The sequence below is a fragment of the Stratiformator vulcanicus genome (assembly GCF_007744515.1).
In the GTDB taxonomy this organism is placed as follows: Bacteria; Planctomycetota; Planctomycetia; order Planctomycetales; family Planctomycetaceae; genus Stratiformator; species Stratiformator vulcanicus.
This window is the reverse complement of record NZ_CP036268.1, coordinates 1,589,712-1,613,956: the sequence shown is the minus strand read 5'-3', so window position 1 is coordinate 1,613,956 and position 24,245 is coordinate 1,589,712. Positions and strand designations below refer to the sequence as shown.

The 24,245-nt window shown below is 56.7% G+C and carries 23 protein-coding genes and 1 CRISPR repeat array; of the genes, 4 read left to right on the top strand and 19 right to left on the bottom strand.

Annotation, left to right across the window (positions count from 1 at the left end):
- Positions 1-68 precede the first annotated feature (68 nt).
- Positions 69-503 (bottom strand): response regulator transcription factor, encoded by a 435-nt coding sequence (locus Pan189_RS06200; RefSeq protein ID WP_145363081.1) that lies wholly within the window; start codon positions 501-503, stop codon positions 69-71.
- Between the two features lie 103 nt (positions 504-606).
- Positions 607-1,263: a phosphoribosylanthranilate isomerase gene (locus Pan189_RS06195; RefSeq protein WP_145363080.1), complete on the bottom strand. Its 657-nt coding sequence runs from the start codon at positions 1,261-1,263 to the stop codon at positions 607-609.
- 133 nt (positions 1,264-1,396) lie between these two features.
- Between Pan189_RS06195 and Pan189_RS06190 the strand changes: the two genes are divergently transcribed.
- Positions 1,397-1,795: a (2Fe-2S) ferredoxin domain-containing protein gene (locus Pan189_RS06190; protein WP_310821162.1), complete on the top strand. Its 399-nt coding sequence runs from the start codon at positions 1,397-1,399 to the stop codon at positions 1,793-1,795.
- On the opposite strand, the gene Pan189_RS06185 is transcribed toward Pan189_RS06190, so the two are convergent.
- The 11 genes from Pan189_RS06185 to Pan189_RS06135 all read right to left on the bottom strand — a co-directional run bounded on the left by Pan189_RS06185 (position 1,783) and on the right by Pan189_RS06135 (position 13,108).
- A complete protein-coding gene (locus tag Pan189_RS06185) occupies positions 1,783-2,574 on the bottom strand; it encodes a M90 family metallopeptidase (protein WP_145363079.1) in 792 nt (263 codons plus the stop codon). The two genes, Pan189_RS06190 and Pan189_RS06185, sit on opposite strands and share 13 nt — an antisense overlap.
- 103 nt (positions 2,575-2,677) lie before the next feature.
- On the bottom strand, positions 2,678-4,366 hold the full coding sequence (locus Pan189_RS06180; protein ID WP_145363078.1) for an arylsulfatase: 1,689 nt from the start codon (positions 4,364-4,366) through the stop codon (positions 2,678-2,680).
- A 1,113-nt stretch (positions 4,367-5,479) separates the two neighbouring features.
- Positions 5,480-5,659 carry a hypothetical protein gene (locus Pan189_RS06175; protein ID WP_145363077.1) on the bottom strand — a complete coding sequence of 60 codons (180 nt, stop codon included), beginning with the start codon at positions 5,657-5,659 and terminating at the stop codon, positions 5,480-5,482.
- Positions 5,660-5,754: 95 nt separating this feature from the next.
- A complete protein-coding gene (locus Pan189_RS06170) occupies positions 5,755-6,837 on the bottom strand; it encodes an A24 family peptidase (protein WP_310821161.1) in 1,083 nt (360 codons plus the stop codon).
- Positions 6,834-7,238, bottom strand: a complete 405-nt coding sequence (locus Pan189_RS06165) for a hypothetical protein (RefSeq protein ID WP_145363076.1) — start codon at positions 7,236-7,238, stop codon at positions 6,834-6,836. Before Pan189_RS06165 ends, Pan189_RS06170 begins: the two co-directional genes overlap by 4 nt.
- Complete coding sequence (locus Pan189_RS06160) at positions 7,238-7,876, bottom strand: hypothetical protein (protein WP_145363075.1); 639 nt, start codon at positions 7,874-7,876, stop codon at positions 7,238-7,240. Before Pan189_RS06160 ends, Pan189_RS06165 begins: the two co-directional genes overlap by 1 nt.
- Positions 7,873-9,084: a zinc metallochaperone GTPase ZigA gene (gene zigA / locus Pan189_RS06155; protein WP_145363074.1), complete on the bottom strand. Its 1,212-nt coding sequence runs from the start codon at positions 9,082-9,084 to the stop codon at positions 7,873-7,875. The genes Pan189_RS06160 and zigA overlap by 4 nt, the downstream gene beginning before the upstream one ends.
- Before the next feature lie 67 nt (positions 9,085-9,151).
- Entirely contained in the window at positions 9,152-9,760 is a 609-nt protein-coding gene (locus Pan189_RS06150) for a MerC domain-containing protein (protein WP_145363073.1), read from the bottom strand.
- Positions 9,761-9,784: 24 nt separating this feature from the next.
- Positions 9,785-10,564, bottom strand: a complete 780-nt coding sequence (locus Pan189_RS06145) for a HoxN/HupN/NixA family nickel/cobalt transporter (RefSeq protein WP_145363072.1) — start codon at positions 10,562-10,564, stop codon at positions 9,785-9,787.
- A gap of 85 nt (positions 10,565-10,649) precedes the next feature.
- Entirely contained in the window at positions 10,650-12,065 is a 1,416-nt protein-coding gene (locus Pan189_RS06140) for a lactonase family protein (RefSeq protein WP_145363071.1), read from the bottom strand.
- Complete coding sequence (locus tag Pan189_RS06135; protein WP_310821160.1) at positions 12,065-13,108, bottom strand: DUF1559 domain-containing protein; 1,044 nt, start codon at positions 13,106-13,108, stop codon at positions 12,065-12,067. The genes Pan189_RS06140 and Pan189_RS06135 overlap by 1 nt, the downstream gene beginning before the upstream one ends.
- 1,067 nt (positions 13,109-14,175) lie before the next feature.
- Here Pan189_RS06135 and Pan189_RS06125 point away from each other — a divergent pair.
- A complete protein-coding gene (locus Pan189_RS06125) occupies positions 14,176-14,367 on the top strand; it encodes a hypothetical protein (RefSeq protein WP_145363069.1) in 192 nt (63 codons plus the stop codon).
- A 69-nt stretch (positions 14,368-14,436) separates the two neighbouring features.
- Here Pan189_RS06125 and Pan189_RS21270 read toward each other — a convergent pair whose 3' ends face one another.
- Positions 14,437-14,757 carry a hypothetical protein gene (locus Pan189_RS21270; protein ID WP_310821159.1) on the bottom strand — a complete coding sequence of 107 codons (321 nt, stop codon included), beginning with the start codon at positions 14,755-14,757 and terminating at the stop codon, positions 14,437-14,439.
- On the opposite strand from Pan189_RS21270, the gene Pan189_RS21650 reads away from it, so the two are divergent.
- A complete protein-coding gene (locus Pan189_RS21650) occupies positions 14,671-14,916 on the top strand; it encodes a hypothetical protein (RefSeq protein WP_375154907.1) in 246 nt (81 codons plus the stop codon). The genes Pan189_RS21270 and Pan189_RS21650 overlap by 87 nt on opposite strands.
- A gap of 519 nt (positions 14,917-15,435) precedes the next feature.
- Here Pan189_RS21650 and Pan189_RS06115 read toward each other — a convergent pair.
- The 5 genes from Pan189_RS06115 to Pan189_RS06095 form a co-directional block, all read right to left on the bottom strand.
- Positions 15,436-17,661 carry an NAD-binding protein gene (locus Pan189_RS06115; RefSeq protein WP_145363067.1) on the bottom strand — a complete coding sequence of 742 codons (2,226 nt, stop codon included), beginning with the start codon at positions 17,659-17,661 and terminating at the stop codon, positions 15,436-15,438.
- Between the two features lie 158 nt (positions 17,662-17,819).
- Positions 17,820-18,356, bottom strand: a complete 537-nt coding sequence (locus tag Pan189_RS21265; RefSeq protein WP_310821158.1) for a toll/interleukin-1 receptor domain-containing protein — start codon at positions 18,354-18,356, stop codon at positions 17,820-17,822.
- 82 nt (positions 18,357-18,438) lie between these two features.
- The gene (locus Pan189_RS06105) at positions 18,439-19,446 is read right to left on the bottom strand and encodes an NUDIX domain-containing protein (protein ID WP_145363065.1); all 1,008 of its coding nucleotides are present in this window, start codon (positions 19,444-19,446) and stop codon (positions 18,439-18,441) included.
- A 125-nt stretch (positions 19,447-19,571) separates the two neighbouring features.
- Positions 19,572-20,327, bottom strand: a complete 756-nt coding sequence (locus Pan189_RS06100) for a hypothetical protein (RefSeq protein WP_145363064.1) — start codon at positions 20,325-20,327, stop codon at positions 19,572-19,574.
- Between the two features lie 208 nt (positions 20,328-20,535).
- Complete coding sequence (locus tag Pan189_RS06095) at positions 20,536-21,825, bottom strand: phage integrase SAM-like domain-containing protein (RefSeq protein ID WP_145363063.1); 1,290 nt, start codon at positions 21,823-21,825, stop codon at positions 20,536-20,538.
- Positions 21,826-22,224: 399 nt separating this feature from the next.
- Here Pan189_RS06095 and Pan189_RS06090 point away from each other — a divergent pair, with 399 nt between their 5' ends.
- On the top strand, positions 22,225-23,232 hold the full coding sequence (locus Pan189_RS06090; protein WP_145363062.1) for a hypothetical protein: 1,008 nt from the start codon (positions 22,225-22,227) through the stop codon (positions 23,230-23,232).
- 541 nt (positions 23,233-23,773) lie between these two features.
- A CRISPR array of direct repeats spans positions 23,774-24,244; the repeat unit is 36 nt; unit sequence GCTTCAATGGGGCCGCGCGCTAGGACGCGCGGAAGG.
- Position 24,245: the final 1 nt, after the last annotated feature.

The window sequence follows — 24,245 nt, the reverse complement described above, 5'->3', positions numbered from 1 at the left end:
AAGCAAGGGACTATAGCAACGAGTCACCTACGCTCTTGACCGCCGCCTGATTCAATGCGGCGAGAACGCTACTTGCCCTTCCGCAATTTCGGGCTGCCGACAGCTTCGTCGGACTCCGACTGGCCTTCGCCTTCCTTGCCCTTCGCAATTGCCCGCGACACCGCATCGAGAAACACGTCCATCGCGAAGGGCTTGCGAAGGTAGTCGACCACTCCGAGCATCTCTGCGTACGCTTTATGACGCCCCCCTTCGTTCGCGGTGATCATGATCACCGGCGGCGGGTTGTCGAGCGTTTTCAGGAATTCGAGAATCGGAAACCCGCCCATCCGCGGCATCATCATATCGGTGATCAGTAGGTCCGGTCGATCCGCACTGAGTAGCTTCTGCCCTTCGAGGCCGTTCGGGGCGGCCCGCACGCTATAGCCGGCGCCGGAAAGGACGCTGGTCAGCGTGCTAGAGATTTCGCGGTCGTCTTCGATCAGAACGATTTTATCGGCAGGCATCGCAATCGGCTTTGTGAGGAGAGGCGAATGTTCACACAGGGCGGGTCTTACGCGAAGTCTATCCGCGCGCCCTGTCTCATTTCTACGGCGCACGGAGAACGGATCAATCGCGCCGCTCGCAATGATTCATGAATCGCCGTGCTCGATCAAAGTTTTTGACGCCCGGCGACGCTTCGATTCCCCCCGCGACGTCGACCCCAAAAGGCCTGACTGTCGCGATTGCCTCGGCCAGGTTTTCGGGCACCAATCCGCCAGCCAAGATCAGTGGCGGCCAACCGGCCCGATCGATTTCGGCGAGACGTGACCATTCGAGCGTCGCCCCTGTCCCACCGTACTCACCTTTGACATGCGCGTCGATCAGGCAATAGTCCGGTCGGCAATCGAGCTTGTCGCACTCCGCCAGGTAATCAGGAAAGTCGTCTTCGAACGACGGCGTCATCCGCGCGGCTTTGATGACCTTAGTATCGGGCAGCCGTTCTCGAAACGCCAGCAGCAACTCCGGTGACTCATCGCCATGAAATTGCGCGACATCAAGGCCGACCTCACTGACGTGCCGGACGACTTCATCGGGAATCTGGTTCACGAACACGCCGACCTTCGCGATAGAAGGCGGAATCGCCTCGGTCATCTCCTGCGCCAATTGCACGCTGACGCACCGGACCGATCGGTCATAAAAATTCAGCCCCAGTGCATCCGGCTGCAGGGAAGACAGCGACCGGACGGCCTCGACCGACGTCAATCCGCAGAATTTCACCCACATTCGGCTGCTCCGACCGACTTCCTGATCACTCGATCTCGTTCCCAAACTACGTGCGTCGGTTTATTGTAGCGGGCGACACCGGTTCGCTCCCTCCCCAACCACGACAATCGCAATCGGATTTGCAGACTGACCCATGCCCGCATTCACACACCATATCTTCGTCTGCGGGAACCAGCGATCACCCGACCATCGCCGCGGTTGCTGCGATCCGTTGGCCGATCAATCGCTGCGTGCCGCGTTCAAGGCAGAAATCGCCAAGCATCGCCTCGGTCCCGATGTCCGAGCGAATCACGCCGGGTGCCTGGAGCAATGCGAGTACGGCCCTGCCGTGATCATTTATCCTCATGGAATCCATTATGGAAACGTCACGATCGACGACGTGCCGCGGATTATCGCAGAGACCGTCATTAAAGGACGTATCCTCGAAGACCTCTTGATCCCGGACGACTTCGTCAACAACGCCACCGCCGATCACGTGCGTCAGTGGGCCGAAACGCACGACCGCCCGGCCGATCCACGTCACGATTCCTGAGTTTCGTCCGCTTTCCACTCCGCGGGATTTTGCCGATAAAACTCTCGAAACAGATCGAACAATTGCGGCAGGCGAACTTGCATCAGGCGTGGCTTTTCGAAGAACACCTCCGTGCCCACCGCCAGAAACTCCGCCGGATTCGTCGCGGCGTATCGGCCCAACAGCGTGTGCTCTCCCTGACGCGTCGCGCGGACATGATTGTGATATTCCCGAGTAAACGACTCCTTCCAGCGATCGAGGTCTTCGAGTCCAAAGGCGGACGGAATTCCGTCGACGGAGAAATCAGCGAAGTCGAGGATGTGTGCGAATTCGTGGTAAACCAGATTGAATCCGTCGTTGGGAATTCGGGCACCGCGAAGCGTATCTTCCCACGAAAGAGCCACCGGGCCATGCAGCATCGCCTCGCCGTAACGGACGCCGGTTTCCATCGACGCCACCCATCCGCGCCGTTCGAGCCCCGATGTCTTCCGGCTATATTCATCCTCAAATAAGATGACGCTGCTGAGATTGTCGAAGTAGTCGCCGGGAAAGCCCAACGTCAGCACGCAGGCCTGCGCGGCGACGATCACCTTCATTTCTTCTGTCAATTGAAAGCCCTTTGCCGCCTCCCAATGCTTCTCCGCCACGAAGATCTGCACACTCTTGCGGAGCTCTTGCTGGTCTTCGACCGGCAGCATTCGGAATTGCGTGAAGTTCTCATTCAGCCATTGCTCCCACTGCTCGGGAAATGGCTTCTTCTTCAGCCTCCCGCGTCGCCAACCACGAAATAATCCGAACATGTAATGCGGCGATCCGAATAAATTAAGAGTGGTCCGGCCCGAGTCCGGATTGTGCAGCGAAAAGAGCCTTCAGCTTATTGGCCACCCTAAAAAAACGAGGCATCTATTTATTGCGGCTTTTTCGCCAGACATCATACGGGCGGACGTTCGCTCGATCTGCCCATTTATTCCACTCCGTCTTAAGGCCATCGACCAATTCTGGGCGATCTTCGGCGAGGTCGGTCGTTTCGCTGCGGTCACTGACCATATTGTACAGTTCCCAAGGACGCCCCGCTTTGGCAACGAGCTTCCAATCACCTTTTCTGACGGCCCGGTTACCTTCGTGCTCGAAGAATATCGCTCGTTTGTAGATCGGTTGTGTCTGCCGAAAGACGCCAACAAGGCTCGTCCCCTCGAACGGGACGACATCAACGTCACCCTTTTCAGTCGGATACGGCGCGTCACCGATATGCACACAGGTGGCCATGATGTCGATTAAATGGGCCGGATCATGGACAAGCCGCCCCGGTTCGCGAATGCCTTCGGGCCAATGAGCAATCAATGGGGTCGAGATCCCTCCTTCGTGCACCCAGTGCTTATATTCGCGAAAAGGCGTATTGGAAACATTCGCCCAGTTTTTCCCGTACGCAATAAAGGTGTCCCGCGGCCCCGGCATCACCTGTGGACCTCGAAGCATCGGATAGCCGTCACGCGTCTGACTGGGTTTGTAAGTCGTCACAATCTCATCGGCGGCGAGCGGCTTAAAGGGTGCGCTCGCAGGGCGTTTCGAGAAATCGGGCCGGGGCCTTCGACCCGTACCCTCGGCACAGCCGCCATTGTCTTGCAAATATAGAATCAGCGTCTCATCAAGTTCCCCTCGCCTCTCAAGTTCTTTAACGATCCGCCCGATCCCCTGGTCCATCACGTCGACCATCGCCGCATAGACCTCCATGCAGCGGGCTTCCCATTCCTTATGTTTCACATTTGGCCATTCGCCCACGCATTCGGTTAATTGACACGATGAATTAATCAGACCCAATTCTCTTATTTTGTCGAAGCGAGCCCGCCTGATCGGAGCGTAACCGCCGGCATAGCGTCCCTCATATTTTCCCACAGCCTCGTCCGGCGCTTGCATCGGCCAGTGCGCTGCCGTGTAAGACACATAAGCGAAAAACGGCCGGTCCGCGTCGTTGTCAAGATGTTCGCCAATGAATCTAACCGCGTGGTCGCTAATTGCGTCCGTATAATAATAGTCTTTCGCCGGATACTCTTTATCTGTGTGAATCGTGAGCATCGTATTATCACGGGTGAGCGTCGGCGGATCGTAAAAGTCCCCCGCCCCGGTAATCGTGCCGTAGAAGCGATCAAACCCGCGCTGCCGCGGCCAATTGTGCCTTGGGCAGTCGGGGCCGATGTGCTTGGTCACATGCCACTTACCCGCCATATATGTGCCATAGCCCGATTCTCTTAAGACCTCCGCAATCGTGACGCAGCGGTCATTTAAGTCACCACGATATCCATCATAGCCGAGATCATTCTGCATGTGCCCGATGCCCGCTTGATGCTGGTACAATCCCGTCAACAGTGAGGCCCGCGTCGGACAGCATCGGGCCGTATTATAAAACTGGGTGAACCGCACCCCGCCCGCGGCGAGCCTGTCGAGATTCGGCGTCTCGATCTCGCCCCCGTAACAGCCAATGTCCGAGTAGCCCATATCATCCGCCATAATCAGAATGATATTCGGCCGAGTTGGCTGATTGGCAAAAATTGCTTGGCTAGAAAAAAGTTGTGCGCAAGCGACCGCAAGAAGCATAAAGGCTTGTCTAATCTTCTGGTGTAGCAAATCGCGAGGGAAAGACCTTCGACAACCGGCCTGACTGTTGAGCAACACTCGAAACATATTGGTTCCGTACCTGTATTCTCTGGGCATCGATCGCTGCGCGCCACTCGATCTCTTCGAGAGAGTCGTCGAGCGAGAAAGTCTCCCACGACATGAAGAGAAGCAACCGGCGACATGGTCACTTCGCAACAACAAATCGAATGAGCTTCGAGGCATCAGTTTCCTACTATGATCTGCCTAAGTCAATTCCCAGCGGCATCGGGGAGCGCTTTAAAACGAAACACAGGACATGGCAGGAAAACCGAAAAAGCTTCGCCATCAGCAAGCCTCTGCATGGCACTGGAAAAGATCGACTGTTGGTACGACACCGAATCGAGTCGACGTAAACCAGTAACATGGTTTGATAGGGCGTGGGTGACCTGCTCTCTATCCCCTTGTCGGTACCGTGTGCGAGTTTTCAACTGAATTTTAAGTTTAAAGTCGGACAATCGAGCAATGAGGCACAAGGGGGATGCGAAGAAGCGGATTGCTTTCACGCTACGTCAAGACGAGGCGGCGTAAGTCATACGCTGTCATCCTAGAGCCAATTAAAACAGCCGATTTTGGCGGAGGAAATCCGCGTTTTAAGCAGCAGCACGCGATGAAAAGGTGGCGGTGTCACCACTCTGGCCAAATTAAGACGGATTTCGGACCTCGGCCGGTCTGTTAGGGCAACCCTCACGGGCACACGGCGAAATTCTGGCACGATTGGCGAACCATTTTCTCTCTCAACCTGCCTCTTTAGGTTGTGAATGCTGCGGTGCGGATGATCGCCAGATCTGAGAAGGCACCCATGGAAAGCGTGATGTGCCGGTGCAAGACACCTCATAACCGGACTTCATATTCGTTGAGTCTGGGCTCCTGCTCGAACTGCTCGAAGCACTATTCAATCGCCCACGCGAGCTGGCGACCTCGACAATTCTCCGGAGGCTTCTTGCGTCGGTAGCACAAGCCAAGTTGGAAGTCCGCTCTTTCGTCTCATCGAGGCGGTTACAATCAAACAAGGCTTGCTCCGCGACCGCATCCCGCTGACTATCGACCGCCTTTTCAAACGGCAGAAAGGCCTAGCAATTCGGGCGGTTCGTCGAGCAACGCTTGGCGAATCTGCTTCTTCAGACCGTCGCTTTGCACACGCTCGGAGGACAAAGATTCTCGTCGCTCAAACAAGTCGGGTTGGTCGTTTTTAATATCCTGTTCGATATCATTTATTTCGTAACCCACGGACACTCGGAAAGTTCTCCATCCGAGAGGCCCTAAAGTTGCGAGCGGTTTTTAAACCAGATGAAGTTACCCGCATTCATCCCAAAAATTCTGCGAACAATCTACGGCCAAAGCGATCCATAGCTTTTAAGTAGCCACGACCAACTGCAGAGAAAGACAAGGGTTACAAAGCAGAGGCAGCCGTTTGCTGGGATCGTGAAAGTTGGCTTCCACATGACTCGAGCCGCCAAGATGATGATTAAAACGCTGCAGAGGGCTGACGCAATGGCTAATGTGGCCTGCCACCCCAAAAACGTGCCCGCGACTCCCAGCCCGCAAAGCGACTCCCACGAAGGGCGGCGCAACAGGCGATTAATGCTAAGGTCGATTGCCCCACCCAGAATCATTCCGGCCAAAAGGCCGCACACGCCGCTCAGTCTCTGCGGCTCGAACGGGAAAAGTTCAGCGAAGACATCCCCGGGTATCGGCGCGATCGGATTAAGGTGTGTCCAGATTTGAGGTGGAACAAGGCCGAACACGACCGCGGTGGTGAACGCGAACCACGGCACGCGGTGGCGATCAATCCCCAAGAGTGCGAATGTCAACAGCGAGGATAGCAGCAGGCAGTGGTAAAAATAGAGCCCAATGACATCCCACTTGGTGTACCACACGATCCACAGGGCGCCGCGATAAAAATAGCGCGTTGTATTCGGGATATTTTCTGCGCCGCTGAGTACTTCGACTATATAGAGCGTTAAGAAAATCGCGGCGCCGACAAATTCAACAAGTGGGTAACGGACGGAGATTGGTTCCTGGCAGTCGCGGCACTCACCGCGGAGGCGGAGCCAGCCGATGATCGGAATGTTATCAGCCATCCGGATGCGGCTGCCGCACGAGGGGCACGCCGAGTCTTTCGCGAAAACCGTTTTGCCGATCGGCATGCGGTAGGCGATGACATTCAAATAGCTGGCAACAACGGCCCCCAACGCGGCGAACCAGGTGGCGGTAAAGAACTCCATGCCGCGGATGCGAATTTGCTCGGCGATCGTGAGATCTTCGAGAACTTCAGATTGCGGCTGCTCGAAGAAGACGTAATCAATCGTGTCCCACGTCGGAATCGCGATGAAATAGACAAGAGCCGCGGCGGCTCCCAATCCGATCAGCCCGCGGCTTGTCCACCAAATCACATTTTGACGATTCGTCACTCTTCATCCCCGCCGCGACTTTGACCGGCTCTACCGCCACTGCCGACCTGTTCGATAAATTCGAGGACAAGCATAGCGAATAGTAGAACAACCAGACACTCGGGCCGGACCGGCGTCATCGTATCAAATTCGATCGGACGAGAAACAGTGGTCTGGGTGGATAGCGCTGCCAGAGAAAGGGCGATTCCGATCAGGTTCTGGCGGGTGAATCGGCAAGACGGCAGACGGAGAACCGTGATCGCCAAAACCGCATTACAGATAGGCAGATAAAGGCCGTCGGAAGAGATGACCCAAATGCCAGACCAATAGCAGGTCGCAAGGACGGCATAGAAGAAGACCAATTGCCTGGCCAAGTCGATCAGGGGCGACGATGTCCACCGGAGAATTTGGGCGTCTTTCATTAGGACGCTCCCCCGTTCGCGAGCGAATTTCGAAAGTCCTGCCAGAACGTGGCCAGATCGCACGCGGCAATGGACCACTTCTTGTTCCGTTCGCTCTCGCACAGGCTGCGATGCTCCTCTCCCGTTTGCAGTAGTGCCCACGTCTCGTATGCGGTGAAGAATTCCAAGAGCTGCAAACTCAAGCGATGCGCGATGTTCAAGTCATCAATCGAAGTGTCGAGTACATCTGCGAGTACCGACACCGAGTCGTGTCTGATCGGCGCGATCAGCCTTGGCTGAAAGCCGTCCCGACGTATGAAGAGTGTCCCAGTTGACTGATGCGATGCGAGGACACCCCAGCCCCAGAGTGCAACTTCTAAATCGTGATGGAATCCGTGATAACCGGAACTGATCTTCGGGTCGGGCTTCCCGCTCTTGTTAAGCGGCTTTCGTCGCGTCAGGCCAAACTCGGCTAGGAGGTTCCCTTCCTTACGCTTGATATCGCAGCCCCAGCACCACATTTGCAGATCGAACACTTCGGCGGCTTCGCGCTGCTGTGTTGTGGTGAAGAGTTGCTGCTCCGCGGACGGTTTCGACCGCCCGCTGCCTGACCGTCGCCGTTTATTTTGATTTCGGTTTCGATTTCGGGTCGCACTCACACCGGCACCTCCTCATCGTTTGGCCGAAAATCGACCGGAGGAAACGGATCAGCGGTCGATGTGAGTGTTTCAACGCTTTGAGCCAGTTCTCCGGAAGACATGAGGCATTCCGACAGACGTTGACGCAGCGAACTCTCGTCCAATCCGATTCCGATAAAAACGAGCGTCTGGTGCCGGTCACCGAAGTAGGGATGCCACTCCGGCGACTCTTCCAGCCCGGCGGGCCGATACTCTTCGGGCAGCGCGGCTTGCCAGACTCCGACGGGGCGGTGGTCGCTCACTCCGCCGGCCTGCGACCACTCGTAGGCAACTTGATCCTTCGTCGCGATCCAGAAGAATCCTTTGCTGCGAACGATGCCGTCCCAGACCGCGTCGTCGTGAATGAAGTCCCAGAATCGCTGCGGATGGAACGGCCGACGGTCGCGAAAGGTGAAGCTGCTAATGCCGTACTCCTCTGTCTCCGGGGTGTGCTTCCCTTCCATTTCGCGAATCCAGCCCGCCGAACTCGCGGCCTTCTCATAGTCAAAGCGACCAGTGTCAAGGACCTCTGACAGGTCCACTTGGCTGCGGCTGGTCCGAATGAGCTTCGCGGCAGGGTTGAGGGCTCGAATGACTCCTTCAACGCGATTTAATTCTTCGGAATCGACGAGATCAGTCTTATTCACCAAAATGACGTTGGCAAACTCCACCTGATCGCACAGAAGGTCGGTCACCGTTCGCTCGTCTTCCTCGCCGAGCGACTCACCCCGATCTTTGAGATAATCGGCCTCTTCATATTCATCCAGAAAGTTCGCGGCATCCACGACGGTGACCATCGTGTCGAGCCGAGACACGTCGGCGAGGCTCGTACCATCTTCGGCCTCGAAGGTGAACGTCTGCGCGACCGGGATCGGCTCGCTGATGCCGGTGCTTTCAATGAGCAGATAGTCGAAGCGTCCCTCCTTCGAGAGCCGGGCGACCTCTTGCAGCAGGTCATCGCGCAGGGTGCAGCAGATGCAACCATTGGACATTTCAACGAGCTTTTCCTCGGTCCGCGAGAGGGCTGCATCGCGATCAACGAGCGCGGCATCGATATTGACCTCGGACATGTCGTTCACGATGACCGCGACGCGCAGGCCCTCCCGATTTGAGAGGACATGATTGAGCAGCGTCGTTTTACCGGCACCGAGGAAACCGGAGAGGACGGTCACGGGTAATTTTTGAGTCATAGATATTCGCCGATAACTCGGCGTCCCTGTTTTTATCGATCTTGTAAAATTTCATTTGCAACGGTCTCTAACTTGTGGCCGGATGTTCGACCTGCAAGTTCGTCAGGGCAACCTGCTGAGGAGCTTTAGAACACAAACCTTCGCGGCAGCAACGACATTGGTGGCGGTTCAATACGTGGGCAGAAATTAAGAAAATGCTACCGGTAATGTTGACGGCTTGTTCGCCACGGGTCAGCGGGAGCATGTGTCCGAATAACAGCGCCGCCAGCAGGAGCAAAGTGCCGGACGCGCCAAGATAAAGCACACGCACGTCACCGTGCTGCCTGAAGCCGAAGCCCCATGCGGCCAACCCCAGCGGAACAATGGTGGCCAGCATGAAGGTGTGAAACCAGAAGTCCGACGGCGAAGAACAGCATCCGGCCGTTTCATGGGCGCTAGTGCTACCTCCCACTTCCGTGCAGCAGGCCGCCGTGGAACAACACCTTTCCACTTCGGCAGGGGCTTCAGTCGAAATCGAGACAGCGGCTGCCGTTGATTGATCAGCGAGCGGCTCGTTCTGCATGAGTTCCCAGATCGGCGCTATTGTCAGCAATAGCGGGAGCGCTAGACAATGCAACATGCAGAGCCCAGAAGCGCACATCCCCAGGCCATCAAGATTGAAATACGTCGTCTTCATGAAGCGATCCTTACCGCACGCCGACTAATTCGATATCGGCAAAATAGATTCGTAACTGAGCCAGCCCGCATAAGACAGACCGACGAATAGAATTAAGACCGCCCGCGCGATGTTCCAGCGACGCACCGACCGGTCGGACATTTTAAGAAGCGGTAGCAGCTTGGTGCTTAAGCACTGCAGCACCAGGCCGACTCCGAAAATCGACACGGCGATCCCAATGCCGAATGCCACGATGATCAGATACCCGTCAGCCGGGTCGCCGGAAGCCATGCCGGTCAAATAGGCCGCTAGCGCTGATGGGCAGGGCAATAAGCCGACGGCTGTTCCCAGCAGCGCCGTCGTTCTCAGATCGCTCTTCCCGGCGACTGCGTGATCGGTTTCTTGAGCCGCGTGGTGACCGTGGTGATGTTCGTCCAACTGATGCGTTTCGTGTTGATGAGCGCCGCAGCCGCAGCTTGACTGTTGATTTTTTGCGAGGAGTGCGGTGAAGAGCATCCACCCGCCGACGCCAAGAATTAAGGCCACGCTCACCCAGCGCATCGTCTCCGGCACCACCGACTCGGCGACTCCGTGCGCGATCATGTGTGTGACGCCGTGAACGCAAAAGGCGATCAGCAGCAGGGAAAGCGTGTGTGAGACGGCCGTGGAAAGCCCCATCGTCAACGGCACCCAGCGACTTCGGCGGCCGTCGAGCAAATGCACGAACAGGGCCGTCTTCCCGTGCCCCGGTTCCAAAGCATGTAATGCTCCGAACAGCAGCCCGAGACCGAGCGTCATTTCTTGAACATGAATGTGGGCGAACACGGCATTGCCTCAATCGGCAGGTGATTTGACGGGACATTAGAAGACCCGGAGGCCTCCGGAACGGAGACCTCCAGGCGGAATCGAATTAGTGCTTGACCTCTCGACCGCCGATCGCGATCAGGGCCCCCGGCTTACCTTCCACGGGTGTTTCTGCAACGACGACAAGGTCGGTCAGCGAGAAAGTTGAAAGCGTTCCGTCACCGGGATTACTGAAGTACGCAAACCGTCCGTCGGCATCGAACGTGATCGCGTGGTGCCCGGAGTGCCCAACGACTTCGCTCGCTCCGACACTCAACGTCGCAGTGACTTTGGCTTCGTCGAATCTGAGGTTGCCGTTGGGGTCGAGATCAATCACCTTTAAGAATTCATCTCGCTCCACGTCGCCCGGCTTGTCCGCGAAGACGAACGCGAGTCGTTTGCCCGCAATGGTGCGGACAACCTTGAGACCGACTGGCGACAACCCCTCGTCGATATTAAGAGGCAACATGGTCATCGCCGGCGGCGTCCGCCTCGCATCAAGCAGGCACAGGCTTGCATCGGACCCTTTTCCAACGGTGCAAAGGACATAATTGCGATAGCCTGTAAACGACCCGGCCCTAAGTGGCGATTCGTCTTCACTACTAACACCGAGGTCGATTCGGTGAATCTTAACTGATTCGGGTGATTGACGTCCCGTCGAATCAGCCTTTAGCCAGTAGATGCCGGAAGAGGGCGCGAAGAAAGCTTTGCCGTAACGCATGGTAGCCCCGTGGAGCACGCCGTGCTCGAGGTGCAAAGAGTAGGCAATTTCGCCGCCGCCGCTGCGCTTCAGTCGCACGACGTCGACACGACCCTTGTTCGGACCGCCACCGTCAATCCACGTGCTATAGCCGATTCGGTCGGAAATAACCGAAAGGGTGATGTGACCACCCCCACCCGATTGAAAGCCGAAGCCTTCTTTCAGGGCTTCGCCGCTGTCGATTGCCCGCTCATCAAGCCGGGTAAATCCATTCTTGGTATCGTTGGCTAAGTAAACCGCGTTTCCGTAACGGTATACGTGTGCGGGGTTCCCCTGAGCGGCATTAATATTAATCGAGGCGGTTTCCGGTTTATCTTTATAGGACCAGTGTGAGTGGTTGCCGTGTTGGCTTCCGTTGACTCCGGTCCGAACCGCGATCCAACCGCTACCGTGTTCTCCTTCGGCATCATCACGAACGCCGACCACAAGGTACTTCCCTAGCGGCTGCATTTGAACAAGTCGTTGACGTTCCGAATCCAGCTTCGGCAATCCGGTCACCACGGAATCACTTCCGAATTGCGGCTGGTTCGCTCCGGACACGTCAAGCCAACGGAGAACCGCGGCATTTTCGTCTTGATAGAACAGGCGGGTGCCAGTCGGACCCGCGTCGCCGGCGTAAGATTCCGATCCCGACATTAGCAGGAAGAGAACGCAGAGATTAAATATATTCTTCATTCGTTGATCCAGTAATGGGATGAATGACTTTAGGAATGTCGACCGCATTAAAACTCTCCCATGACCTGGCCGTCGTCTCTCGCGAAGGCATTCCGGAAGGTCTCGAGGTCGACGCTGTCGGAAACGAAGCGAACGCTGCCGTCCGCCAGCGCGAGGTTCGCGCCGCCCGTGTGATAGCTACGAGGCGTGACGAGACCGTTCCCATGATTGGCAACGTCGGGTTCCGGACTGTTCGGCCCGCGGAACCCGGTCACGTAGACGAAATAACCGAGCCCGCGAATCCAGCTTCCGCCCCGGCGACCGTCCGCTGAGTCAAAAGGCAGGGCCCACAGGTCGTCCGCGAGCGGGCCACCGGGAGGGTCTGAATCGACTCGCTTCATCTGTGTGCGGACATCCGTAACGGCGGTGGCACCGGGAATTGATCCCACCTTTGCTCCGCCGGTGGTTTCGGCAAGCAGCACGGTATTCGACAATCCGTCGGTAATGTCTCGAAACTTAATTCTTGAGCCACGATAGAACAGTCCGTCGCACAAGTCGGCGGGGTCCGGGGCGGAGTCATAGTAAGACCGAACGCGACCCGAGCCGAGATTGACCATGTAATTATGACCGGCGTAGAGTGTGCCGCCATCGTCAAAGAGTACCTGGGCCGGATCACTCGGGCAGAGAAATGTATCAACCCGCGTGCGGGCCGCGACTTCGTGAACAGTATTAAGGTTGGTCGCCCAAGGCGGTAGTGCCACGTTCAACAGCGGCTCATCGAAGTCGATTAAGTCATAAAGATTCGCCTGCTCCAGATACGGCAGAATTTGCGCCTGTGGCGAAAATCCGGTGTGGCGTGTTCCCGGTGCGGGATTGCTTCCGAGGTTGAAACTCGTCAGCGGGAGCACGCTGTGGGTCGCATGATAATTGTGCATCGCGAGCGCCATCTGCTTCAAATTGTTCTTGCACTGACTCCTCCGCGCAGCTTCACGAGCCTGTTGCACTGCAGGAAGCAATAGGGCGATTAAGATCGCAATAATCGCGATCACGACGAGCAGCTCGATTAAAGTGAAACCCACGCGGGATTGTCGTATGCCATTGTGGAAACGCATCTTCTAACTCCTATAGATGCTGGTGATGAAAATGTCGCGCGATGCGCGGAACTCCGGTCACTTCGCCAAAAGACGAAGTAGACGGCTTTCGTGGTTCGTAGAAACTTGCAGAAACCCCGCTGCGGTGGACTGCTCGCGCAGACTGGCCGGACCACGCGGTTAGTCGGCAGACTCACCGCAACGGGGAGCTTCACCGGCCAAGCCGGCAAAGAACTGAGCCTTTGAAGCAACTCACACTTCGGGCGCTGTCACGGAAGCGGGACCGGACACGCCAGAGCGTTTTTCAAATAGCAGCGAAGGTCGGCGACGGAACGACAGCAGGTCCCTGCGTTGCAGAGCGGTGATCAGGCTGACACCGCTTGCGACTTCGCAAGGATGGCGACCGAAACCCGCACACTGACAGGACGTAAGCTCTCGAGCCGATCCGGACGATCGGTCGCAACTACCGAGCGCGCAGCGCCTGCATATTTGCAGGGATCGCCGCGGAAATTACGACACTCACCGGACATCCGCCCTAGATCAGAGGCGGGCCGCGCGGATGATGCTCGCTTGCGAGGTGAGACTCGACAATCTGCGGCCCGTCGACCACGAACCGGAAGAACAGAGGCTGCACGTCAGAAGCAGCCGGAGCAGAAGTCGAAAAACCGACCTGCGCCAAAATCTGGCAGATCTGGCAATCACGGTGATCGTGCGGCGGGTTCGACCGTCGCTGATCTTCAGAGCTCGACGGCTCTGTTTGCTCGGAAACCGCGTGCTGCTTTGCGTCCCCGTGATCGTGGTGGCAGGAATGCCCGGCCCCGTGATGAGGCCGATGCCGATGAGTGCCGCAATGCGCGCTATGCTCATGCCCATGTTCAGCGTGGAACGAGCAAACGCAGTCTGGCACGTGGACGTGCAGCAGCGTTCCGAAGCACGCCACAAAAAGATGCGGCGGCACCAGTAGTGCAACAACGAGATTTCGGACGATTCGGCGCATCGTCAGACGCAGGCTCATCAGCAGTCACAGCGGGTCCGGCCAACCCGAATCCATCTTTAGCAACCTCGCACGGCAAAGCAAGCCCAATGGTATGGTACGAACTTCCGAGCAGGGCGACTCTGTGGGCTGCCACTACTCTCCCAATAGCGTCGCCGAAAAGTCTCCGGTAGTAGACATCAAGAGAATTCTGCAGGCTGACCAGTTCGAGCCTGCCTTGAAGAGCGAAATGGGCCGCGAAGGTGCGGATACGTCCGCATTCATCTACCTCGCCAACTCAAATTGACGCCACTTGTTGTGTTAAAATTTCGATTAGCATCCCGGACCGAGTAGGAATTCGATGCTGCGGAAGCGATCAATGAATGAGCAGATTATCGGGCACCCGCGCGAGGTCGGAGTACGGCTTTCGCAGGGCAAGACCGCCGGTTATGTCTGCCGGCACATCGGCGAGACCAATCAGACTCACTTCCGTTGGCGGGAACGGTTCGTTGCCAAGTCGCTCCGACTGATACAAGAAGACTTTCCCGGAGACAGGCTTCTCGCCGAGAGGCGGCTTCATTCGTTCCGACATCACTTCTGCAGTGAGGCGATCCGTCAGGGTGTCAGCCAGCAGACAGCCATGTCGTGGATGGGGCACCATGATCCGGCGATGACACAGCACTACTTCCACCTCCATCACAAAGACGCGGCTCGCGAAATCAGTAAGCTCGAGCCGCTAGCTCTCGATCCGGTGGAGCAACCGAACACGGTCGGCGGCGGATCGTGTGCGTCTTTCAAGTGGAGGTCGACTATCTCGAGCGTGATCGGAAAATCCCGAATGATATTGCGGTCATAGTCTTGGATGCCGTCGCTTAAGTCCTCCGACGGCACCAAGTTCGAACTCAATCTTTTGACCGGTTCCGAGCCATGAGAATCACCCTTGCCTGTCCGACCGGCTTCGGCTCATTCGGGCTACGGCTGCGATCGCCTCGGCAGGCCTCTACAGAGGTCCCGCCGTCCGCTTGCGCCGTAAGATATTTAGGCCGAACGGAGGATCGGTGGCGAGATCGATCGGTAGATTGATTTGCGAGAAATCTTTCTGACTCTCGTCGCTCGGGAGCGCGTCCTAAGCGATGAGTGACGTTCGACGCGGAGGCTGCTCGGATCGCTCTCCATACTGCCACCCGGCCATCAGCCGCTCTGCTAACCACCGATTGTGCTCCATTTCGGCCAATAGGCGGGATATCTTGCGATCATGAAGCACCTTCTTTTAGGAACCGCCCGCTCCGAATGTCTAAGAATTTCCTCGCTGCCCGGGAGGGGTTTTAAAAAGTGACCTTGTGCCGGACGATTCGATTCTCGCTAAGGTTATGGCCTATCCGGAAGCCGTGACGGAGGGCTGCTCTGCATCTATCGGGGCTCGATCGATCGTTTGCTGCTTACTAACATCTTCGGCGCGGTTCAATTTGACGATCGTCATTTCGAACAATTCGCTCTGGAGGACGTCGAACACGAGATCGACTTGGCGAAGATCTTTCTTTTGCTCTTGCGCCTGGTCGCTCAGCTTATCCCAAGTGCAAAATGAGATTCGTCGCGGCTGCGAATCTTTTCCTTTGCCATAACGCCAACCGGCGAGTAGGCGCTCGGCGAGCCAACGGTTGTGTTCCATTTGAGCCAGCAGCACCCTGTCCGGCTCCTCCAATGTGCGGACGACCGGAAGGCCATCAAGACTTTCCCCGGGCCGACGCCACCCGTATCCGAGGCAAGCGAGCTTGACCATCGCATGCTCCGCGGCCATTAGATTCGAATGCCGAAAGTCGGCGGTGTCCTGAAAAAATTTCTGACGGTAGGCGTCTTCCTCCTCGCGACTTCTGAGTCGCTCCCTTTTGTAGTTCGCACGAATGTGCAGTGCCAAACGCTCCGTAATAGAATTCGTAATTTCATCGAGTGTCGCGACATCTTCGCACCGGCCGAATGGAATCACGTCCTGCTTTATGTCGTCCAAAAAGTCAGCAAGAGCCTGCTGACGCGGAAGGCTGGCAAAGATTGGTAGTCGTTCGGCATCGACATTAGCGAACGTCGCCAACTTTAAGCGGAGTTCTCCCGCCGTGGCGAAATTCCGGTCATCGTCGTCAAAGCAGACCATCAGTGCCGGACGAACCGTCGGATCGGAAAGAATTTTGTCCAAGTGATGCAGGAATCGCAGGTCAGCGGGATATTTGGGAAGGCGAGCAAAAACGGCGTTCGCGGCGTATTCGACCGCGTCCGGATTTCCCGTACGGTAATGGGGGTCGAGCCGATCGTCCTGACAATCCCAACTGTCGCATGCGGATTTGAAATGACGTCGGATGTCGGCCCATGAATCTGCGACGGCTCGGGGAGAGAACTGCCCCCACCGGCTCAAGAACGCATCCGCTACTTCCGCAGCGGTAGCGCTCGAGTTTTCAGACTCTCCGGTCAATATGAGAAATCGCGCCCGCTTCCGGTTCTCAAAGTGAGCCTGCTCCGAGAGATATCGCACGAGCGTTTGTCCCATCTGACCGAACCCTATCACGATGTAGAGAGCAACTTCTTCTCCACGCGGTCGATGCTTTAATAAATGGTCGATCAGGAGGCGACGGGACGCGATCTGGAAGACGTTGAAGGTGTGCGTCCGCAATTGCGATTGCTCTTCCGACGGCAGGTGGGAGCGAAGAACTTGTTCTAATCCTGGATCGCTGACGTGTGCGTAGCATTCCAGCGGCTTCGGCAGTTTTCGCTTTTCAATCTCGATCAGACGATAGGTGTCAGTCACGATTTCTATATTCGCTTCATCACTACCGGTCACTGCAAACAGCCGCGCCGCCTTGTGAACGCGAGCTCGATACAACGAACGGATGTCGGTCGCATCCGCATGCAAGACGATCGCATCCCGATCTTCAACTCTCCGCTGGTTCCAGCGTTTCACGTCCGAATCGATCGCGACGACATCTTTCGGCGTTTCTCTTTTGATTTTCGAACGAATCCAGCCAAACAGCTTCGTAAGAATGCCCGTACCGATCCGCCACGGGTTCCACCATTGGGCGAAAACGTCGCCCCAGGTGAGCACATCGAGCCGAATTTCTTCAATTACGGCAGTCCCGATTCGACCAATGCCGCAAACGACATTATGACCACGCCGGCTCGTGCGCATGGCATCGCGTCGAACGGTTCGGAGCAGTAACAGAATCGCCTTCAGCGCCAGGATGCCCACGAAGACAACCGCGAGAAACCGGGCGACCGCATACCAAGGGCTTGCCTTGCGCTTGATCGGCGTGTCGCTCGCTTTCTCCGAATTATCTGAGTCGATCAGGTGATCTTCCATCTCAAGCGTGAAGACCTGCCCGATCTCGTAGACCATCGCACTCGTGAGTGAGGCGAGTGTCCCCCAATCCCCATTGTCCCAGGCCGCATTATACTCCTTAACGTGACCTACATAGAATCCGGTGCCGGTCACCACGACGAGTGCCAAAGCCAAAGCGATAAGAAATGTGAGAAATCGACGGCTGAGCATGCCCCGGTAGCGGTGCCAAGGTCGCAGCGCCGACTCCGCCTCGCGGCTGGTAATGGATCGATTCGGCATCACAAATCTCCCGTGCAATGTTCTTGAGAAAGGCGTCGCGGATTTTATTTGAGTCCAGAGAAACTTATGAAATCTGGTCGAAAACTAACGCGAAAAATTCTGATCTGGTTGCAGCCCCATTTAAACGGCCAAGATTTCACTAAACCGCGGCTTTTCAACTACAAACTCGCGTTGGCGGTGAGGGTCCTTCCGTATCGCGGCAACGAAGGCTTTCTCGCTTTGGGTGTCCCCTCCTCCGGCGGCAGTTGGCGGAGCCTCTCGCGAACCTGTTCGAGCCACGGGCGATCCGGGGGAAGTAACGCCCCGCGGGCATCGAGGTCTCGTGCCGGAATGGTAAATATCGGCGTCAGTGCCTCGCCGGGATAGGTGCGGGCCTGTTCGACCCGCAGATACTCTTCCCACTCCCACCGACAGTGCTCGCTCGCGAAATAGTTTGGCGAAAGTATCGCGACCATCAGCTTGGACTGCCGCAACCCGTCGCGAAGTTTTTCTCGCCAAAGCTGCGCGGTCACGATGCTCGTCTTGTCGAAGAAAACACGCAGCGTGACACCCGGCGAGAAGCTCTCGTGATCCCGCTCGATCTCGGCAACAATTTCGTCGACCAATCGCTCTACTTCACCCGAATTGTCTTTTCGCGCGTAGCTGATGAAGAGGTCGAACGGTTCGACCCAATTTTTCCAAAGTTCAGATGGCACCACTTCCTCCCGCCGGCCGTTGACTGCCCCTGCGTCCATCAGAACAATACGGGCACTTTGTGAAGATTTGTTGAATCGCTGTTCATGTCCCCCCCGCCCGCTCGACGCGGATGTGCTTGACCCCCAGGGGTTCGGTCCCGATTCGTTCCCGCAAGGCATATTTGAGCGTGTCATCGGTGCCGCCGGTTTGGCCGCTTTCGCGGCCATCCCACAGGGCGAACAGGATGTCGCAGCGGTCGACGACGTGCTCGCCGACGGCGGCATACATCCGATTGCGATCCGGGCCGTGAGTATGCAAGTCATTAAGATGCACATCACCCGGCAGCGGCAGGCTGTACCACTCCCTTGCCTGCTTGAGAAGATGCCGAAAACTATCGAGGGCGCGACCGTCAAAGTCCGTTTCATAAAATTCAAGCGGCAACGGCAGCGGGGCCTTTAATACGTACCCCCGTTGTAAGGCCGCCTCCGCCACCAATTTATCGGCCCCCTCGGCGAGAGGCGACAGCACTTCAATCTTGCGCCCCTGGGCCAACTCCTCGGCATCATCGAACGCCAAATTAACGGCCAGCCGAGTCTCGCTGTAATCCTGCGGCTCTAAGTTGCGATGCCCCGTGACACCAATCGTTAAGACTTCGGGATCGCGTTCCGCCTCAATTCGACCGCTCTTTTCCAGCAGAAGCCGGACGGTCCGGCTGATCGGCCGACCGTTGCGGGTCTGGCCACGCCCGATTTCTTCTTCGGTCACCCATTCATTTTCCGGCCGAGCGGCGATAGCCACGAGTTGGTCGCGATCTCGCGGCGAGACATCATACATCTCGAAACGATACTTCGTGACCACCCGTGCCCGCTCGGAGAATTGTTGAAAATTAAGATGAGCGACTGGCCGCGGGGCAATGTTCAAATCAGTCTCGCAAAGCTGTAATTCTTCGCACGTCTTACGCAGGACGCATTCGTGGAACGATTCACCCGATCCCAAATGCCCACCGATCAGCCTTAATCCTTCCCAGCCCTCATTCCATTGCGTTAAGAATTGAGGACCCTGCGGTGAGGAGTTTGTGATTAAGGCCAGCGCGGCCGTCGATGTTCTCATACTTCTGGGCTTTCTATGACCGGTCCTATCACCCTCTCAGAATACTGAACAGGCAGCCGAGTTGCCAGAAGCCTGCGAAGTGGTGAGCGTGATATTCCCAGTGCATTCCCGAACGACGAAACTGTTTAAGCCAGCCGATGGTGCGTTCGACTTTTCAGCGGCCGTGCAGCTCCGCTTGAGCCTCGTCCTGCGCGCATAAGGGTCGCCGCGTGCCGCTGCCAGAGCGTCTCTACCCGCGTGTGCGTGTGAACGGCGGTCATGCCGGGGCCGGTGCGATGCTTACCGCCGTCTTCGGGGGTGTGGCCCATCAATAGATTGCAGAGGAGTGGATCGACGCGCCGTTGCTGTTGCGTCGCGGCGAAGAGGTGCCGGAAGGTCTTAGGCGTAGCGAGTTCGGGTCGACAGCGAACGTGCGGCAGTCCCTCATCACGGTCAAAGTTTTCAACGAACAAGTGCACGACTTCGCCCGGACGCATCCGCGTGAAGGCCAACGTCGCAGCGATCGGGAAGAGCCACTCATCGGCTGCGGCGAGCAACTCGGCCACCGAACGGACCGGCGATCTATTAAGGAAATCGATCAGGTGCTGTGTGGCGGTGCGATAGCGTCGCAGGGTCTGCAGTGACGATCGGCGGACATGCTCGTGGTAGTCGAGCCAGCGGCAGCGAAGCTCGTCGATACCGATTCGATCAAAGGTCAGTAGAGCCGTCTGTCCTGACTCCAGCTGGCCGTTGATCTGGGCCGCCGTCTGGCGGGCTTCATCGAGTGACGGGCCAACCCTCGGCCGCTGACGCTGGCCCTGTTCGTGATAGGTCAGGTACCACACCCGACCGCGGAGATCGCCGCGCACGCGACCGATCCGGAAGCTTTTTTTCTGGGGCATCGAGACATCTTTCGGAGAACGCCCCCGCCACAAAACGCCACAAATGACGCCACAAACGGGTCGCTCCGAGCACGCCTCGGAAATGCAACAGCCCTCAAGACAACGACTTATGTCTCAAGGGCCTGCAATCAAGCGGAGAGGGGGGGATTCTCCGCCCCCTTCCTGTCAATCACCAAATAGCCGACCGTCTTTGCTCGAATCCGGAACACTAAGTCAAGAAATTGCAGGAGTTACATCGCTCCTGCGCAGAAGCATCAAATTTATCCGCCGAAGTCACTTTGATGATCGTGTGCACCGATTGTGCACCAGCCGAGCACCGGCAGTCATTGTTCGGCTGCTGTGGCTCAGTCAATCCAAGTTCGCGACCTCTACTGCGAATCGCAACAAGAATCGGATCAACTATGTCGAAATACTTCTCCATAGCCCCAACGATGTCAATGCTGGTGTATTCGTTTAGTATGTCATCGGTGGAGTGCGATGTCAGATAACGAAGTTCCAGGATCCCCATTCCCGACTGTTTCATGTCGTGTGTAATGGCGTGCCTGAATTGACCGATGCTAGGTAACGCAAGTTGTTCGCGTTTACGGAATCGGTCGAAGTCCTTCCCCATCAGATCGGGGGTCATTCCGCCAAGCTTCTTAAGGACGGAACGATAGACTCGCTTGCGATCATTGTCGCACTGGATTTCTTCAGAGCCTTCGCTTTCAAGGGCTTGCTCATACAACGGACGAACTGTCATGCCACCTACAGTCGCTGAATCACGCGCGGAGTTTGCAAACGCTTGAGCAGACAGAAGTAACGGGCCTTCGGTTCGCGTTTTGACAAGGCGAAAAAGAAGTGGATCTAACTCGGGCGGAAAGACGACTTGGAAAGACGTGCGACCCTTCGTGTGGTCCGCGCCCTCGAAGTGGACGCCGAACCGTAGTCTCCGCCGCTCCCAGTCGACATCAGTTGTGAGAAGTCCACAAAGGTCGTCCGGACGCTGTGCCAAGAGCATTGAAGGCCCAAACACGCAGAGCTCGAACGCGTCCATGCGTGAAATTGCCTCAACGCGCTGTTCAATCTTTGCAGGTGATTCACGTAACGGGTCGGCCTTTGGTTGAGGCGGCAGAATGTCCTTTGTAACCGGGACAACGAAGTCGAGCGGCAGCTTACAAACGGCTGGTTGCTTCGCCCAATTCAAAATCGTACGAAGTGTTTCGAGCGAGTTTCGGATTTGTTTTGCGCTGATTGTCTTCGCGATGCCGCCTGCCTTTCCGTTCCGGGTTGTTTTCGTCGTGTGTAGGTGGCTTGAAAGATTGACGACGAATTCACGATCGATTTCTTCCGCGTAGCGATACTTTCGTTGCGCAGGTTTCGCTGCAAACGCCAGCACTTCGACAAGGCGGCTGCGATAAGTAGTGGCCGTTGTGTTCCCTTTGCGAGACCGCAATTCTTCTAAATGCGCGTTGCACAGTTCATCGAGCGTCAATTTGACCGAAGTCCGCTTGGCAATCATGCGGGGCTTCCGTTCCGATTGTGGGCAGTATCGGCCAGCGTCCAGTTCGGCTTTCAATTCACAGAGCTGCGAGAAAGCCTCCTCTTCTTTTTTGCCCAGTGTCTCGTATAGCTGTCGTTTCTGAAATCGAAACCTCGCGACAAAATTACCGCGTCGACGACATATGTGGAGCGTAGGGCCGCATCGACACGGAAACGAATGTTTTCCGTTCAGTTCAGCCCGAGTCCACGCATCGCTACGGGCTGTCGGGTTTTTCGTTTTTGTGCTGCTGCCGTCCATCGCGCTGCAATTGGCTGAATTTCTTTGCTGTATAGCTTGACCATGACTTCTCTCGCGAAATTGCGCATAGTGAGACTTAAGCGTAAGTTTCTAACGAAGTGATCACCGGCACGACATGTCATGACCTCATTTGACGAACGACAGACAATCAGCCCGAAGTTCACAAAACTTCGTGATCACTTTCCTGAGGAGGTCGAGGCAGCCGGGCAGACGATCTACAGCCTGCCTCGACCGCTGCTCGACCTCGTTATCGAGAAAACCGGTACGTCGCTCCTCTCCCGTCGGGACGCACAGTTCGAACGGGCATTAGCGGCTTGCCCTGGCATCGGATTTTGCAACGGCCGGTCCATAACGAATTCGCCCTTGGAGCAATTTCAGATCTCTTTAAAGACAGCGCCCATTCGCCGTCGGTCTGCAGGGGCCGGGGTCGATTCTCAGGCGAACATTCGCTTGAGGTGTGCCTACACCGCTTACCTCATCCTCGATACAGAAATGTTTAACGAGCGGCGTCAGCTGCTAGGCTCTCATGAGAGTTCAATCGCGAAACTATGCCCGCTTCCGTCCTTGGTCAGTTCCGATGATCGTGATTCGAAATTGCAAATCCCGCAGCGACTTCAGAAACCGCTTAAACTTCTCCACGGCCTACAACGGAAATGGGGCATAGAACGATTCGCGACATGGGAGTTACCGACCCCCTTAGACGCTGCCGTCGGCGGACAGGCGGCCATGCCGTCGGCCGACCTAAACGAATCGGGACTGCACGTGTTCCTGCCTTGGGCCACCTTGGCCGACAGCAGACTGACTGTCCGAGATTTGCTCAACAGAGTTCACAGATCGGAGAACATTGAGCACGTCAAACCGTGGCTTCGAGGCGCGCCAGCGACTTCGGGCTACCTGACTTTTGGATGGCAATTGGTCCTGTTCGTCTACCGCATTCGTGCCCTCAATGCGCGGTACGGCGACCGCAAATACGGCAGTGTCGGCTTGCTGGATCGAGCGTTCACTCAATACCTCAGCGGACGTAGTAATGACTCGATAGGGCTGGAGTCTGTCCGTCAACTGCGGTTAAGACTTACGAAATCGCTGGCAAATCGATCAGGCTCAGAAAAGCGGAAGCAAGCTGATTGAACTCGCGCGGTCAGGAGTCTGCCGCTTCTTGACGCAACTGTCTCTCACGCTCAGCGAGATAACGCCCTATCATCCTTCCCAATTCTTGAGCCAAGGCTTTACCTCGATTCGAACTGTCCGTTCTCTCAGCATTGATGTTGGCATCGCGATCCTTGTTCTCGTCTCCGGCTTCAAGACTGTTCACTTTTTCCTCCGAGACTTGGCCAAAATTTGACGGCTAAGCCGTCGTCCAAGTCTTATGACGCATTTTCGCCGTTTATTTAGCTGGGAGAGGATGGCGGAGGGAAATTGCAGATTGTGAAGGCGACGCAGCAGACCGCCGGAGGAGAATCACACGTTGATCCGGCCGCATGGTTGATTTTGCGAGAGGACGGGCCGAATTGCCGCTCAGTCTCCACTTCGCGCTGCCAAGTTCAATCCGCGGTTGGGGAACAGGGCTAATTCCAAAACTAGTTTTAAGATTCAGGCTACAACGGAAGACCCGGATTCAAACGCCCGGACCTGTGCCGGACATCGCGACGCATCGCCAGTTGCCCGCAGTTATTCGATGGAGCCGCGCGTTGGAACGCGCGGAAGGGATTTACGAATCGCCCACTCGCGGCTCGCCCCTTCAGCTTCAATGGGGCCGCGCGTTAGGACGCGCGGAAGGGACGGCTTCATCCGAGTCCGCGAGGTCGGCGCCACCGCTTCAATGGGGCCGCGCGCTAGGACGCGCGGAAGGACCGGTCGCGCAAAACGGCACGCTGACGCTCTATCTTGCTTCAATGGGGCCGCGCGCTAGGACGCGCGGAAGGCGGCTTTGGCACGCGATTGCCGAGCTGGAGGCAATGCAGCTTCAATGGGGCCGCGCGCTAGGACGCGCGGAAGGTGCCGCTCGATGTGCGACCACTGACCGGGCAACTCGCTTCAATGGGGCCGCGCGTTAGGACGCGCGGAAGGTGGCCGCCCGCCGGAGTTCGACGCCAGATTCCTTCGCGCTTCAATGGGGCCGCGCGCTAGGACGCGCGGAAGGC